Genomic DNA, 14,039 nt, shown 5'->3' with positions numbered 1-14,039 from the left:
CGGCGGGTCGCCCGGCGTCGGCACCGTCGGGGGTGCGGCCTCCTCACCGGCACGGTGCTTGGGCGGTGCTCTCCGCCCACGGCGGAGTGCTGTGCGGCAAGCCGTTCACGCGGCACCCGAAGCCGTTCGGGCAGGCGCCGGGCCGGGCGGTCAGCCGGTGGCTCGCGGCAGGGCGTCGCGGGCGAGCTCGAGGAATCGCGGTACGGCCTCACCGGCCGTGTCGAAGCCGGGACCGCCGCCGGCACCGGACCGCCTGCGGTGGTCGATGCCCGCCGCGATCGCCGCGATCTTGAAGTGGGCGAGGGCGAGGTGGAAGTCCCAGTGCGCGAGTTCCCGGCCCCCGGCTTCGACGTACATGGCGGCCAGTTGGTCGGCGGTGGGAAGCCGGTCGCTGGTCCAAGCGCTCGGGGCGCCCGTGATGAGGTCGAAGGCCGGGTCCCGGTAGGCGCACATCATGGCCACGTCGGCCACCGGATCCCCGATGGTGGAAAGCTCCCAGTCGACCACCGCCGCCACCTCGGCGTTGCGGACGATCGTGTTGTCGACACGGTAGTCGCCGTGCACGAGGGTGCCGGCCGACTGGCTGGGCACCCTGCGGCCGAGACCGAGAACGACCTCGTCGGCGAGCGACTTCAGCTCCGGGCTTCCCGTCAGGCTCCATTGCCCGCTCCAGCGCCGCAGCTGACGGGCCGCGTAGCCGTCAGGACGCCCGAAGTCCGCGAGTCCGGCCGCGACATGGTCGAACCGGTGGAGGGCGATCAGGGCACCGAGCATGCTCGCCACCACCTGATCGACGTCGGGGCCACTGAGTTCGGCCAGCTCCTCTCCGGTCCGAAGCGACCGGCCCTCGACGAACGCGCTCACCGCGAAGGGGCCGCCGAGGAGTTCCTCGTCGGTGTGGAGGAGGACCGCTTCGGCCACCGGGACGCGAGAGCCACGGAGCGCGGCGGTCACCCGGTGTTCCCGCGCGACGTCGTGGGCCGAGGGAACCCGGCCGGCTCTCGGCGGTGTGCGCAGCACCCAGGTGTGCACGCCGTCGGTGATCCGGTAGGTCATGTTGGAACGGCCACCGGTGATGACCGACGCGTCCAGGCGATCGGCCGGCCGGTGACCGGCCGACGCGAGCACTGCCGCGACGCCTGCCAGCTGGTGTGCGGAGAGAGCCGCCGACGAGTGGACGCTCATGAGCCGGAGACCCGTCGGACGGCACGGCGCGCGATCGCCCATCGGTGCACCTCGGACGGGCCGTCGTAGATACGGAAGGGCCGTAGCTCGCGAGCGATCTTGGCAACGGGGAGTTCGTCGGAGACGCCCAGAGCTCCGCACATCTGGACGGCCCGGTCGACGACCCGGTTCAAGGCCTCGGCGGCGAATGTCTTCGCGATCGACGTGCTCGGGGACGCGCGTCCGCCTTCGTCCAGTTCACCGCACGCGTGGAGGAGGAGGGCGCGCGTGGCGGCCAGGTCGATCTCACTGTCCGCGATCAGTTGCTGAACCATCCCGAGGTCCGCGAGTCGCCCGTCGAACGCTCGTCTGGACGCCACGTGCCGGATCGCGACCTCGTGAGCTCGCTGCGCGGCGCCGGTCCACCTCATCACATGGGTCATCCGCGCGGGTCCGAGACGCACTTGCGCGTACCGGAATCCCTCGTCGACGCCGCCCAGGACGTCGGCGTCCGGGACGACGACGTCGGTGAACGTGACCTCGCAATGGCCGCCGAGCATGGAGCGGTCGATGGTTCCTATGTGCCGGTCGACCTTGATGCCCGTCCTGTCCGCGGGTACCAGCAGCATCGTCGCCCCGCCCGGGGCACCGGGCTCGCCGCTGGTGCGGGCCATGACGATGTAGAACCCCGCTCCGTCCGCGCCGGTGATGAACCACTTGCGTCCGCTGACCAGCCAGCCCCCGGCGACACGCGTGGCGGTCGTGGTGAGCAACGACGGGTCCGAGCCGGCTCCCGGCGCCGGCTCGGTCATCGCGAACGCGCTCCGCATCTCGCCCTGCACGAGCGGGCGAAGGTAGCGCTCGCGCTGCGCCGCCGTCGCCACGACGTCGAGGAGATGGATGTTGCCCTCGTCGGGCGCGTTGACGTTCAACGCCATCGGACCGAACAGCGACCGGCCCGCGGCTTCGAACACGGGGGCACGCTCGACCATGCCGAGGCCGAGGCCGCCGAGGTCTCGCGGGCCGTGCGGGGTCAGCAGGCCGCGTTCACGGGCACCGGCCTGGAGCCGGACGCGCAGCAACTCTCCGCCGGCCGCCTCCACGTCGCCGTCGTGCTCGTCGTCCAGGGGCAGGACGTGCTCGGCGATGAACTCCTCGACACCGGTGAGCAGGGCCGCATGCGCCACAGGTGCGGCTCGTTCAGGTATCTGCGGTGGGGTCGTCACCGAGCTCCTCCACTTTCGTTCGGGGTGGCCTCGCGCCGCACCTCCGGAATCGGCGGCGCGCCCTCGGCCTGACGGCGCGCGGGCACCGGCGTGGAAGGCAAGGTAGCCACACGCCCTCCCCGCCCGCGCGATCTCCGGTCCGCTCCGCTGAACACCTCGCTCGACCAGATCCACGGAACCGGCGAACCTCGGCCCTATGACTGAGAGCGGAGGCGAAACGGCGTATGCCCCGTTCGACCTGACCGGCAAGGTGGCACTGGTCACGGGGGGCAATGGCGGCATCGGTCTCGGTATGGCCGAAGGGCTGGCTCGCGCCGGTGCCGCTGTCGCCGTCTGGGGTCGCGACAGGGCGAAACTCGAGAAGGCAGCCGCACGGCTGACCCGGTGCGGTGTCGGGGTGCACACAGCGGTGGTCGACGTCAGCGACCCTGACGCCGTGACGTCCGCCGTCGAGGAGACCGTCGGGTGCCTCGGCCGGATCGACGCGGTGTTCGCGAACGCCGGCGTCGGTGGACGGACCAGGTTCCTGGAACTAGACGCGGCCGAGCTGCACCGCGTCATGGCAATCGACCTCGACGGCGCTCTGTGGACCTTGCGTGAGGTGGCGCGCCACATGGTCGCGCGGGCCGGGGCCGGCGATCCCGGAGGCTCCCTGGTCACCGTCTCCAGTGTCTCCGCGATCCGCGGTGCGCCCACGCTGCAGTCGTACGCCGCGGCGAAGGGCGCGCTCGTCTCGGTCACCCGGGGTCTCGCCGTCGAGTTCGGGCGCCACGGTATCCGCGCCAACACGATCATTCCCGGCTGGATCCACACCGAGATGACCGAGCGCAGCTTCGATCGCCCGGATGTGCAGGAAGCGATCCTCAAGCGCGTTCCGCTGAGGCGCTGGGGCACGAGCGACGACTTCGCCGGCCTCGCCGTGTATCTCACATCCGACGCCTCGGCCTACCACACCGGCGACACGCTGATCGTCGACGGCGGCTACACGGTGTCCTGACCAGGGCGCCACTCTTGGAGGAACAGATGAACGAGCAGCGAACCGACCCGGTGGCCGACGGCCCCGTCCTGGTGGTCGGGGCGACCGGGAAGCAGGGAGGAGCCACGGCACGCGCGCTCCTCGCCGACGGCGTCCCGGTCCGTGCGCTGGTACGCGACCCCGACTCCGCACGCGCGAAGGCGCTCGTCGAGCTCGGGGCGAGTCTGGCGGTGGGCGACCTCTACGACGCGGAATCACTCGTCGAGCCGTGCACCGGGGTAAGGGCGGTCTTCTCGGTACTCAGTCCGGACATGGCGCGCCCGGAGGCCGATGCCGAGCGGACCCACGCGCGCAACCTGATCCCGGCGGCCGTCTCCGCCGGCGTGCCGCACTTCGTCCAGACGTCGGTGACCGGCGCGGGCGACCATCTGGCGGCCCCCGGGTGGGAGGAGGGCCGCTGGCACCGTTCGTACAGCGACCTGGTGCCGCCGATCAGTGAGTACTGGACGAGCAAGGAGGAGGTCAACGACCTGGTCCGCAAGGCGGGTTTCCCTGCCTGGACCATCCTCTACCCCGCCACGTTCATGGAGATGTTCCTGCGCCCGTCGGTGTACTTCGAAAAGCGCACGAGCAATCGCCTGATGGCTCCGGTCGATCCCGGGACGACCTACGCGCTCATCGCGGTCGAGGACATCGGCCGTGCGGCGGCTGCCGTCCTCGAGGACCCGGACCGGTTCCACGGCGTCGAACTGCAGTTGGCGGGGGACGTCCTCACCTTCGGGGAGATCGCGGAAGTCCTCTCGCGGGCCTGGGGGGAGCAGATCCTGCCGCCCGAGCTGCCGATGACAGCCGAGCAGGCCCTGGGCAAGGGAATGGTCGCGCCGATCGTGCAGGCGGGTGAGTGGAACCGCGACGTGGGCCAGCCCGCGACCCCGGAACACCTCAGGTCCTTCGGCTGCGACCCGCTGAGTCTTGAGGCGTGGGCGCTGAGCCACTCCGCGGGCCGATGAGCGCCGAGGACCAGGTCGAGCGCCTGACACATCGCCTCCTGCGGGACCACCCACCGCGGACGACGGGCCGAACGGGGTTTCTCGCCGCCCAGTACGCGGCGGGGCTGACCTGGGTGCATCACCCCGTCGGGCTGGGAGGGCTCGGCCTCGACCGTGACGCCCAGCGTACGGTGTTCGCGCTGCTCAACGCGTCCGGTGCGCCGAACCTCCAGGTCGAGAGCCGGCTGGCCTACTCGATGGGCGCGCCGAGCGTGCTCGAGTGGGGCAGCGCCGAACAGAAGGAACGTCTCCTGCGCGCCATCGCCACGGGGGAACGCTGGTGTCAGCTGTTCTCCGAACCCGGGGCCGGCTCCGACCTCGCGGCCATCGACACCCGCGCCGTCCGCGAGGACGGCGGCTGGCGGGTGACGGGGCAGAAGGTCTGGACGTCCATGGCGGCCTCCTCCCGGCGGGGCATGTTGCTGGCCCGCACGGACCCGGCTCGGCCCAAGCACCGCGGGCTCACCTACTTCGTGCTCGACCTGGCGGCCCCTGGGGTCGAGATCCGGCCGCTGCGTCAGATCACCGGCGAGGCGGAGTTCAGCGAGGTGTACCTGACGGATGTCCGGATCTCCGACGCCGACCGGCTCGGCCCGGTGGACGGGGGCTGGAAGGTCGCGATGTCGACGCTGATGAACGAGCGTGACATGTTCGGCACGAAGGCCACAGAGAGCGGTCCCGTCGAACTCGCGCTCGACCTCTACCGCGAACGGGCCGACGGTGATCCCGCCCTTCGGGCGCGCATGGTGCAGGTGTGGCTGCGCGGACATGTGCTGCGTCTCTACGCCGCCCGCGCCGCCAGGCGCACGAGCGGGGCGCCTGGAGCGGAGAGCTCGGTGAGCAAGGTCGGGTTCGCCGAGCTGAACAAGGCCGGCTACGAGCTCTGCCTCGACCTGCTCGGTGACGAGGCGCTGCTCTACGACACCTATGAACCGGACGAGGGGACGACGCACGCCGGTGCGGCTGCCCCCCGGGACCCCCGCCGGCTCTTCCTGCGCTCCCGGGCCAACTCCATCGAAGGCGGGACGACAGAGATCATGCGCACCATCCTTGCCGAGCGGGTGCTCGGCCTTCCCCCCGAGCCGAGGGTCGACAAGGACCTTCCCTACTCCTCGCTCCGGCGTGGTTAGCACCACGCCGGCCGCGGCAGCGGTGAACGAGCCGGACGAACTGCGCGACCTGCGCTCGGCCTTGCGGCGAATGCTGGCCGTTACGGCGCCCGAGTCCGTGGTACGCGAGCACCTCGACTCCCCCGACGGATACGACCGATCGGCGTGGACGCGCCTGGCGACGCAGATCGGCGTCCAAGGTCTGGCCGTGGCGGAGGAGTACGGTGGCGCGGGCTGCGGGATGCGCGAGCTGGCGGTCGCCGGAGAAGAACTCGGCTACTCCCTGTTCCCCGGACCGTTCCTCTCCACGGTCCTGCTGAGCGCGACACTCGTCACCCGGTCCCGGGACACCACGGCGATGCGGGCTCTGCTCCCCCGGATGGTCGACGGGTCCCTCGTCTGCGCGCTCGCCCTGCCTCGGCACGGCGCGGGCTGGGACGCCGACGCCACCACGGTGACCGCCGTCGCGGACGCGGACGCCTGGACATTGAACGGGACGATCGACCACGTCCTCGACGGCCAGGTCGCCGACGTCATTCTGGTGCCGGCCCGCCATGACGGCGTGATCTCGGTGTTCCGGGTGGAGCGGGACGGTCCCGGGGTCGAGGTCCGGCCGGTGCTCGCCATGGACCAGACGCGGCGGTTCGCTCACGTCCGGCTCGCCTCGGTCCCCGCCCTCGCGGTCGGCCGGCCGGGGACGGCCGGGGAACTGCTCGCGGACGCCGGGACGGTCGCATCCGTCGGTCTGGCCGCCGACCAGCTGGGAGGCGCGCGACGGATGCTCGAGGTCACCGCCGAGTACGCCCGGACCCGGTACCAGTTCGGGCGTCCGATCGGCTCCTTCCAGGCCGTGAAGCACGCCCTCGCGGACATGCTCATCGGCACCGAACTCGCCCGGGCCGCGCTCGACGACGCCGTCCGCGCGGTGGACGCGAAGGCGCCCGACCTGGCCACCGCGGCGAGCGCCGCGAAGATCGTCTGCTCCGAGACCTACTACGACGTCGCGGCGGCCGCGATCCAACTGCACGGGGGGATCGGTTTCACCTGGGAACACAGCGCCCACCTCTACTTCAAACGCGCGACGGCTGACCGCGTCCTCCTCGGCACCCCTGCCCACCACGCGCGGCGACTGGCGGAAGCACTGGGGCTCTGAGCCGTGTGAGGACGTGCCGCCGACGACTACCGCGCGAGCGCGGCAGATGGGAGTTCGAGGCCGTGACGGGTGAGCTCTTGAGCGAACCGCCTGGTCAGCTCGGTCGCACTCGGCCGGACACCTCCCGCCGTGCTGCGCGGATCGAGGTGGATCGTCCCGAACCGCTCATGAAGCTCGTCGTAGAGGTCGTCGAGCTGCCGTATCCGGCCGCGCCGGCTCTCGGAACACCAGCTTCCGGCGCGGCCCAGCCGTCCGGCGCCCTGCCGGGTCGTCAGCAGCACCGCGCCGCGGTGGGAGAGCACCTGGGCGCAGTGCACCAGGTGGGCCCTCACCGCCGCGGGATCCCAGTCGGCGTCCCGCACGTCGGCCAGCCCGGCGGCCAGGCACACCACGTGCGGTCGATGAGCGACGGCGACGCGAAGCTGGGCCCGACGCACGTCGTACGTCGTGGCACCGGCGCTCCTCGTGTCGCAGCAGGAGAGATCATGGGTTGTGCCGACGACCCGCGCGAGCAGCCCTGGCCACTCCCTCGAGGCGGGCCCCTTCGAGCGCAGAGTCGCGCCGTCCCCCATGACAGCGAACCGGACATAGCAGCGGTCCACACCCGTCGCGAGCCTCCGCCTGGGCGCCCGGATGGTCAGTCGCGGCGGCTGATAGCTCATACCGGTCATGTCGAAAACCCCTGACGTCGTGGCAGGCATCACATCTGATCCCGGTCAGCGTCACCGCTGGCGATGCTTCCGCAATCCCTCGATCCACCTATATGCCTACCTAGGTGATCCCCGGCTACGATCAGGCGATGGGTAAAGCCGCCCACCGCATCGGCGGTGACTTGTTGCCGGCCGAGGTCACCACCTTCGTGGGTCGCCGGCGTGAGTTGAGCGAGGCCAGGAAGCTGCTGTCGACGTCGAGACTGGTGACCCTGACGGGTCCCGGCGGAGTGGGCAAGACGCGCCTGTCGCTGCGCATCGCCGATCAGGCACGTCGTGCGTTTCCGGACGGTGTGGTGCTCGTCGAGCTTGCCGAGGTCCGCAGCGCGGAGCTCGTACCGCACGCAGTCGCTCTCGCGCTCGGCTTTCGCGACGACCCCTCCGACTGGAGCGCCGGGAACGTGGCCGAGCGACTCGCCGACAAACACCTGCTGCTGGTCCTGGACAACTGTGAGCATGTCATCGTGGCCTGTGCTCTGCTGATCAGCCGGATCCTCACGCGCGCCCCCGACGTGCATGTCCTGACCACGAGTCGCGAGGCGATGAAGATAGCCGGCGAGTACACCTATGCCGTTCCTCCGCTTCCCGTACCCGCCTGGGACGTCGATTCGCGAGCCGCCGACCTGGCGCAGTACGACGGCGTCCGCCTGTTCCTGGACCGCGCTCAAGCCCGTGCACCGGGCTTCGTCATGACGGAGAGGAACGCGCCGCACGTCGCCCAGATCTGTCACCACCTCGACGGGATCCCCTTGGCGATCGAATTGGCCGCGGACCGTGTGCGCGCCCTCCCCGTCGAGCAGATCAACGCGCGTCTCAGCTCCCGACTGCGCCTGCTGACGACAGGTGATCGCAGTGCCTCGGCTCGTCACCAGACATTGCTCGCCTCGATCATGTGGAGCCATGACCTCTGCTCGACGTCCGAGCAGCTCCTGTGGGCGCGTCTGTCGGTGTTCCCGAGCAGTTTCGTCGTCTCCACCGTCGAGTCCGTCTGCGCCGGCGACGGCCTGGCCCGGGACGACGTTCTCGACCTGCTGGCCGAGCTCGTGGAGAAGTCGGTCCTCACCCGGGAGGAGGACGCCGGTCCCGAGGCGCGGTACAGGATGCTCGGCGCCATCCGCGAGTTCGGTCACGAACGGCTCGTCGAGTCGGGTGAAGCCCTCTCCGTCCAGGAGCGACTCGTCGAGTGGTGCGCGAGGCTGGCCACCCGGTACCGCGAGGGCTGGTTCGGCCCCGGCCAGCGCGAGTGGTCGTCCCGGCTGCGCGCCGAGCACCAGAACGTCGCGTCCGCGATGGGCTTCGCACTGGACGCCCGGGACCCTGCCCGGGCGATGGCCATCGCGTCCGACCTCAACCTCTACTGGGTGACGGCCGGCCTGATATCGGAAGGGCGCCACTGGCTCCGCCGCGGTGTGGAGGAGTCCGAGCCGGGGACCCCTGGACGTGCCACTGCCCTACGCTGGCTCGCGTACTTCTCCTTCTACCTGGGCGACGCCGACCAGGTCCCTCAGCTGATCGCCGACGCACGGGGCGAACTCGGGCCTGCGCCGGATTCCGTCGATCTGGCGTACCTGCGCTTCGTCGAGGGGATGGCCCAGCTCGCCGGGAGCGACCCGCACGGGGCCCAGGCCCCGCTCGACGAAGCGCTCCACCTGTTCGCGTCGTCCGACGATGTCGTCGGAAAAGCACATGTCCTCCTGGGTTACGGTGTCACGCAGTGGCTGTGCGGAGACCTCGAGTCGGCGAAGGAACTGCTCCAGGAGTGCCTGCTCCTCACAGGGCAGCGCGTGGAGAGCACGCTGCACTCGAGCGCTCTCATGAACTTGGGCATGGTCGTCCGGGACGCCGGCGAGCCGGCGGCAGCCGAGGCGATGGTGCTCGAAGCACTCCGGCTGAAGGTGCGCGACGAGGAGGAGATCGGTCAGGCGATGTGCCTGGACGCGCTGGCCTGGTTCAGTGTCATCCATGATCCGCGGCGTGCGGCAACCCTGGCCGGATGCGCCGAGGCCGCCTGGCGGCGCAGCGGCGGGTCCATCGACACCGTCGGCGCCCTGCGTAAGTTCCGCGACGCCTCGCTCGAACAGTTCCGTGACAGATTCTCCGAACGTGTTCTTGCCACGTTGATGAGTTCAGGCGCGGAGCTGTCGCCCTCGCAGGTGCTGGCCTATGCCATGGGCGTCCAGGACAGCGGCGGCCCGAACGGCGAGCGCGCCGAGGTGTTCCGTCCCCTGACCGACCGTGAGTGGCAGGTCGCGCGACAGATCGCCGACGGACTCGGGAACCGGCAGATCGCGGGCCGCCTCGCGATCTCGCCGCGCACCGTCGACGCGCACGTCGCTCACATCCTCGACAAGCTCGCCTTCGGCAGCAGGACCCAGGTGGCGGCCTGGGTGGCGGAACGCCGACGCCAGCCCCGGGGCTGACACAGGGCCCGCGTAGCCGACGCCGGTTGCCGACCCCGCCCGCGACTGACATATGCTGTATCGCACACGATACATGAATGGATGGATTGGGGAGGTAAGCGTTCGATGATCGAGCGGCCGGACAACCTGACCGACCTCGTTTTCGCCGCGATCCGGCGGCGGATGATCGAGGCGAGCCTTCCGCCGGGCAGCTCGGTCAGTGAGCAGATGCTGTCCAAGGACCTGAACGTCAGCAAGACCCCGGTGCGAGAAGCCCTGTTGCAGATGCGCCACATCGGGTTGGTCGAATCCTCGGGGCGAGGGCTTCGCGTCGTCATGCCGACGGCACGAACCATCCGCGACGCGTTCGAGATGCGGGCGGGCCTCGAGGCGGCCGCCGCACGGTACGCGGCGGACCGCGCCACCCGAGAGCAGAAGGACGAGCTGCTGGAGCTCGCGCAGGCCTCCGTCGATGCGGCGGAGAACTTCGAAGCGTTCCGCGAGGCGGACACCGCCTTTCACCAGGCCATCGCCGCAGCCGCCGACAATGCCATGCTGCACAAGGCCGTCGAGGACGCGGTGGTCCTGACTCAGGTACTGCGCCAGCGGGATGTGCACGTCGAGCGGAACTTCGGGCCCGACGGCAGGGAGCACGTCAGGATCGCGCAGGCACTCAGGTCCGGTGACAGCGCAGCCGCGGCCGACCGCCTCTCCGAGCACCTCCTGCGGATCATGGAGCAGCTGCTCGAGGCGTTCGGCCAGGGAAGGAAGGGTGCTGCTCAGCCCCGCCCCACAGGGCTGCGCTCGCCTGCCTGACCGCCTCTCAGCGGAATCCCTCGTCACGCGCCGGACCGTCGCGCCACTTCAGAGCGGCTTTGAGCCCACCTGTGCGAAGCCGCTGCGAGAAGTCCCGGGCGCCGGGCCTCAGCGCTCCGCTGAGCGAGTGCATGGCCCACGCCTGCTGGAAGTGGGTCCGCATACCCATGATCTCGTAGGCCTGATTGACGGAATCCTTGTTGGCGGCGAGCAGCGACGGCGCGATGTGGCTCATCGCTCGTAGCTCGCGCATCGTCCGCTGCTCGAGCTCGTCCGGGGGAAACGACTTCGCGACCCATCCCATGGCCGCCGCTTCGGCGCCGGTCACGCTGTTCCCGGTGAGCTGTAGATACTTCGCCTGGGCCATGGTCATCTTCCAGGGAAAGTAGGGGATGTCGGGCGAGGTCATGCCACGCACCGGTGGGTAGCCGATCTGGGCGTCGTCGGCGACGAAGGCGATGTCGCACAGCGACATCAGCTCGCTCCCTCCGGCCAGGCAATGGCCGTGCACCATGGCGACCACGGGCTTGAGCAGCTCCCAGACGTTCATCCAGTCGCGCAGGCAGCTGCGCGCCCACTGATCGGTCCAGCCGTTGAACTCCTCCCCGTCGATCCACCGTTCCGGACGCGTTCCGTCGTCCCAGTAGGACTTCGTATCCGGCTCGTCGGCCGCGACGGGGCGCGGCGCGGTCGACAGGGCGTAACCGCCGGAGAAGGAAGGCCCGTTGGCGCGGATCAGGATGACGCTGACGTCGTCGTCGCTCTCGGCCGCCCTGAGCGCGTCGATGAGTTCGCGACGCATCCGGAACGTGAGCGCGTTCCGCCGGGCCGGCTGGTTCAAGGTCACGGTGGCGATCCGGTCCTCCACGGAGTAGAGGATCTCCTGATACCGCTCCGTGGGTTCGCCGGTTTCGGACGGTCCCGTCATGGCTGCTCCTCGAGTGCTGAATCCGCTTCGAGCCGGGCCCGCAGCTCGGACTTGAGTACCTTCCCCGCCGGGTTGCGCGGAAGGGGACCGGGCAGGACGGTCACCACGGAAGGGACCTTGTAGGCTGCGGCCCGCTCCGCCACATGGCGCTGAAGCTCTGCCGGAGTGCTCGCCGACCCGGCGCGCACCTGGACCGCCGCGGCCACCTCCTCGCCGAGGAGGTGGTGCGGCATCCCGAACACCCCGACGTCGATCACGTCCGGGTGGGTGGCGAGCAGCCCCTCCACCTCGGCGCAGTAGACGTTCTCACCCCCGCGCAGGACCACATCCTTGATCCGGTCGACGATCCGGACGAATCCCTCGTCATCCATGGTCACCAGATCCCCCGTGGCGAACCACCCCTCGGCGTCGGTCAAGGGGGCGTCCGGCCGGTTCCAGTACTCCTTCGCCAGGGTGGCGCCCCGCATCCACGCCTCCCCGACCTCGCCCGGCCCGGCGTCGGAGCCGTCCGTGGCGACCACCCGCACCCGGCTGACAGGGAAGGCCCGGCCGGACGCGTCCGGCCGGTCGAAGAAGTCGGACGACGCGATGCCCACCATGGGGCCGGTCGTCTCGGTGAGGCCGTAACCGGTGCTGGCCAGGACGCCTCGCTCGAACTGGCGCCTGATCCGGCGGATCTGGTCGCCGGGCGTGGGAGCGCCACCGGTCCCGATCTGGCGAAGGGACGGCAGCGCCGTGCCCGCCGCCTCCGCCTCGTCCAGCAGCTGCCGCACCATCGTGGGAACCCCCGCGAAACCGTCGAGGCCGAGCATGTCGATGAGAGCTACCGCCTGACGGGCGTCCCAACGGCGCATGAAGACCAGGTGGTGCCCGCGCCAGGCGGCGACATAGAGCTTGGGAAGGTTGGAGATGTGGAACAGCGGCCCGCCGACGAGAGCCTGTGAGGGCGTGCGCACCGGGCGGACCGGTTCTGACCGGCCTTGATTCATCGCCGCGTGGAGGGCCCCCTGATAGAGGACGTTCATCAGGGCGGTGGTGTGCGCGCGATGGGTGGCGACGACGCCCTTGGGCTGCCCGGTCGTACCGGAGGTGTACATGATCGTGGCGTCGTCGTCCGGCGAGATCTCGGTTGCGAACGCACCGATGTCGGTGCACGGGCCGGCCGCGACGTCGTGCCAGGTCAGGTCCCCCGAGTGCGCCTGTGCTTCGGCCTCGACCACGGTGCGAAGCGCCGGCAGACCGGAGCGCTGTTCGCCGACGAGCCGCGCGCGCTCGCCGTCGGCGAACAGCACTCCGGCACCGCAGTCCGCCAGCGAGCGGGCGAGCTCCTCACCGTTCCACCAGGAGTTGAGCGGCACGGCGACGGCGCCGAGGCTGGTCACCGCCGCGAACGAGAGCGCCCACTCGGGGTAGTTGCGCATGGCGATGGCGACCCGGTCGCCGGGGCGGACTCCGTGGTGGGCGACCAGACTCCCCGCGACGCGGCCCACCAGGTCGGCGTACTGCGACCACGTCACCGTGCGGTCTTCGTAGCAGAGGGCCGGAGTGTCGCCCCAGGACGCGGCTCGTCCGAACACCTCCGCCAGCGTCGAGGGCGCGTTCCGGTAGACGGTCGTCGGCACGCCGCGTACCGGCACCACCGTGGTCTCGAAGTCGGCACCGCTCGCCACCAACGCGGTCTCGACGGCGGTGCGCGTCAGCGCCTCTCCGGCGGAGGCGGCGGTCACGAGCCGACCGCGGTCGTGGCGGGAGCGTTGCCCTCGCGCGAGACGAAGGCTCGGGCCGTGGAGCGGACGCCGCCGGCGTGCGGCGCGGACGCCACGGCTGCCGGCGGAGCGGTCGGCTTCCTCCGGGTGGCGATGGTCTCGGACATGAGCGTGCTCCTCACTCTCGGCTCGGTGGCCACAGACTCCCCCGGGCCCGTCGATCGGGCCACCCTTGGGTTCCGACGGGCTGAACGGCCGCACGTTCAGGTGATGTCGGCCTCGCCGAGCGGACTCAGGGCGACGAAGGCACTCTCGTGGAAAACCAGCGGTGAGACGTCGTACGACTGGCTGAGCGCCCGGATCCGGAGCAGCACCATGCTGTGGTCCCCAGCCGGCTGCTCGTTCTCGAGCACGCAGTCGAAGCGTGACACCGAGTTGGCGAGGAACACCGCACCGCCCTCTGTCGCATTGCCGAGATCGATGCCGGTGAACCGGTTCCCCTCGCGTGCCGCCAGCTGACGGGCCTCGTTCTGCTGGTCGGCCGCGAAAACGCTGACACCGAGCGCGGGCAGCTCACGGAGCACCGCCCAGGTGCGCGAGCTGTTCTGGACTGCCACACCGATCAACGGCGGGTCGAGCGAGACCGGGACGAAGGCGCTGATGGCCATGCCGACGGTCTCCCCCTGTGGTGTCGTACCGCACAGCGCCACGACACCGCTCGGAAACGTGCCGAACGTACGGCGCAGTACCTCGGGGGTCGGATGGGTGTCGTTGACGTATGACGTGTCTCGGGTCATGTTCGA

At 70.5% G+C, this 14,039-nt stretch carries 13 protein-coding genes; 6 read left to right on the top strand and 7 right to left on the bottom strand.

Translation table 11 applies throughout. The features are described from left to right. Nucleotides 1-150: 150 nt before the first annotated feature. Both ACGFR9_RS18020 and ACGFR9_RS18015 read right to left on the bottom strand, forming a co-directional pair. Nucleotides 151-1,185, bottom strand: a complete 1,035-nt coding sequence (locus ACGFR9_RS18020; protein ID WP_393209195.1) for a phosphotransferase family protein — start codon at nucleotides 1,183-1,185, stop codon at nucleotides 151-153. Then, nucleotides 1,182-2,351, bottom strand: coding sequence for an acyl-CoA dehydrogenase family protein (locus ACGFR9_RS18015; protein WP_393209192.1), 1,170 nt, complete (start codon nucleotides 2,349-2,351; stop codon nucleotides 1,182-1,184). Before ACGFR9_RS18015 ends, ACGFR9_RS18020 begins: the two co-directional genes overlap by 4 nt. A gap of 235 nt (nucleotides 2,352-2,586) precedes the next feature. Here ACGFR9_RS18015 and ACGFR9_RS18010 point away from each other — a divergent pair, with 235 nt between their 5' ends. From ACGFR9_RS18010 to ACGFR9_RS17995, 4 genes are read left to right on the top strand one after another with little or no spacing between them, the layout of a single operon-like run. Continuing rightward, nucleotides 2,587-3,387: an SDR family NAD(P)-dependent oxidoreductase gene (locus ACGFR9_RS18010; protein ID WP_393209189.1), complete on the top strand. Its 801-nt coding sequence runs from the start codon at nucleotides 2,587-2,589 to the stop codon at nucleotides 3,385-3,387. Between the two features lie 26 nt (nucleotides 3,388-3,413). Beyond that, on the top strand, nucleotides 3,414-4,376 hold the full coding sequence (locus ACGFR9_RS18005; protein WP_393209185.1) for an NmrA/HSCARG family protein: 963 nt from the start codon (nucleotides 3,414-3,416) through the stop codon (nucleotides 4,374-4,376). Then, nucleotides 4,373-5,545: an acyl-CoA dehydrogenase family protein gene (locus ACGFR9_RS18000; protein ID WP_393209182.1), complete on the top strand. Its 1,173-nt coding sequence runs from the start codon at nucleotides 4,373-4,375 to the stop codon at nucleotides 5,543-5,545. The genes ACGFR9_RS18005 and ACGFR9_RS18000 overlap by 4 nt, the downstream gene beginning before the upstream one ends. Further along, nucleotides 5,538-6,677: an acyl-CoA dehydrogenase family protein gene (locus ACGFR9_RS17995; RefSeq protein ID WP_393209179.1), complete on the top strand. Its 1,140-nt coding sequence runs from the start codon at nucleotides 5,538-5,540 to the stop codon at nucleotides 6,675-6,677. The genes ACGFR9_RS18000 and ACGFR9_RS17995 overlap by 8 nt, the downstream gene beginning before the upstream one ends. 26 nt (nucleotides 6,678-6,703) lie before the next feature. On the opposite strand, the gene ACGFR9_RS17990 is transcribed toward ACGFR9_RS17995, so the two are convergent. Further along, entirely contained in the window at nucleotides 6,704-7,348 is a 645-nt protein-coding gene (locus ACGFR9_RS17990) for a hypothetical protein (protein WP_393209176.1), read from the bottom strand. A gap of 128 nt (nucleotides 7,349-7,476) precedes the next feature. Here ACGFR9_RS17990 and ACGFR9_RS17985 point away from each other — a divergent pair, with 128 nt between their 5' ends. Together ACGFR9_RS17985 and ACGFR9_RS17980 are read left to right on the top strand one after the other, a co-directional pair. Further along, nucleotides 7,477-9,807 (top strand): ATP-binding protein, encoded by a 2,331-nt coding sequence (locus ACGFR9_RS17985; RefSeq protein WP_393209173.1) that lies wholly within the window; start codon nucleotides 7,477-7,479, stop codon nucleotides 9,805-9,807. A 105-nt stretch (nucleotides 9,808-9,912) separates the two neighbouring features. Next, complete coding sequence (locus ACGFR9_RS17980) at nucleotides 9,913-10,602, top strand: GntR family transcriptional regulator (RefSeq protein WP_393209171.1); 690 nt, start codon at nucleotides 9,913-9,915, stop codon at nucleotides 10,600-10,602. Nucleotides 10,603-10,609: 7 nt separating this feature from the next. Here ACGFR9_RS17980 and ACGFR9_RS17975 read toward each other — a convergent pair whose 3' ends face one another. The 4 genes from ACGFR9_RS17975 to ACGFR9_RS17960 form a co-directional block, all read right to left on the bottom strand. Then, nucleotides 10,610-11,530 carry an enoyl-CoA hydratase-related protein gene (locus ACGFR9_RS17975; RefSeq protein ID WP_393209168.1) on the bottom strand — a complete coding sequence of 307 codons (921 nt, stop codon included), beginning with the start codon at nucleotides 11,528-11,530 and terminating at the stop codon, nucleotides 10,610-10,612. Continuing rightward, a complete protein-coding gene (locus ACGFR9_RS17970) occupies nucleotides 11,527-13,257 on the bottom strand; it encodes a class I adenylate-forming enzyme family protein (RefSeq protein WP_393209165.1) in 1,731 nt (576 codons plus the stop codon). Before ACGFR9_RS17970 ends, ACGFR9_RS17975 begins: the two co-directional genes overlap by 4 nt. Then, nucleotides 13,254-13,403, bottom strand: coding sequence for a hypothetical protein (locus ACGFR9_RS17965; protein ID WP_393209162.1), 150 nt, complete (start codon nucleotides 13,401-13,403; stop codon nucleotides 13,254-13,256). The genes ACGFR9_RS17970 and ACGFR9_RS17965 overlap by 4 nt, the downstream gene beginning before the upstream one ends. A gap of 96 nt (nucleotides 13,404-13,499) precedes the next feature. Continuing rightward, nucleotides 13,500-14,033, bottom strand: coding sequence for a flavin reductase family protein (locus ACGFR9_RS17960; protein ID WP_393209159.1), 534 nt, complete (start codon nucleotides 14,031-14,033; stop codon nucleotides 13,500-13,502). Nucleotides 14,034-14,039 lie beyond the last annotated feature (6 nt).

It is taken from the genome of Streptomyces sp. NPDC048584, assembly GCF_043199595.1.
GTDB lineage: Bacteria > Actinomycetota > Actinomycetes > Streptomycetales > Streptomycetaceae > Streptomyces > Streptomyces edwardsiae.
The sequence above is the reverse complement of the archived record's forward strand: the minus strand, read 5'-3'. Positions and strand labels throughout refer to the sequence as shown.

Bases quoted from the DNA above. Each gene is read 5' to 3' on its own strand.
- ACGFR9_RS18020 (WP_393209195.1), bottom strand. From the start codon at position 1,185: ATGAGCGTCCACTCGTCGGCGGCTCTCTCCGCACACCAGCTGGCAGGC.
- ACGFR9_RS18010 (WP_393209189.1), top strand. From the start codon at position 2,587: ATGACTGAGAGCGGAGGCGAAACGGCGTATGCCCCGTTCGACCTGACC.
- ACGFR9_RS18005 (WP_393209185.1), top strand. From the start codon at position 3,414: ATGAACGAGCAGCGAACCGACCCGGTGGCCGACGGCCCCGTCCTGGTG.
- ACGFR9_RS18000 (WP_393209182.1), top strand. From the start codon at position 4,373: ATGAGCGCCGAGGACCAGGTCGAGCGCCTGACACATCGCCTCCTGCGG.
- ACGFR9_RS17990 (WP_393209176.1), bottom strand. From the start codon at position 7,348: ATGACCGGTATGAGCTATCAGCCGCCGCGACTGACCATCCGGGCGCCC.
- ACGFR9_RS17985 (WP_393209173.1), top strand. From the start codon at position 7,477: ATGGGTAAAGCCGCCCACCGCATCGGCGGTGACTTGTTGCCGGCCGAG.
- ACGFR9_RS17980 (WP_393209171.1), top strand. From the start codon at position 9,913: ATGATCGAGCGGCCGGACAACCTGACCGACCTCGTTTTCGCCGCGATC.
- ACGFR9_RS17975 (WP_393209168.1), bottom strand. From the start codon at position 11,530: ATGACGGGACCGTCCGAAACCGGCGAACCCACGGAGCGGTATCAGGAG.
- ACGFR9_RS17965 (WP_393209162.1), bottom strand. From the start codon at position 13,403: ATGTCCGAGACCATCGCCACCCGGAGGAAGCCGACCGCTCCGCCGGCA.
- ACGFR9_RS17960 (WP_393209159.1), bottom strand. From the start codon at position 14,033: ATGACCCGAGACACGTCATACGTCAACGACACCCATCCGACCCCCGAG.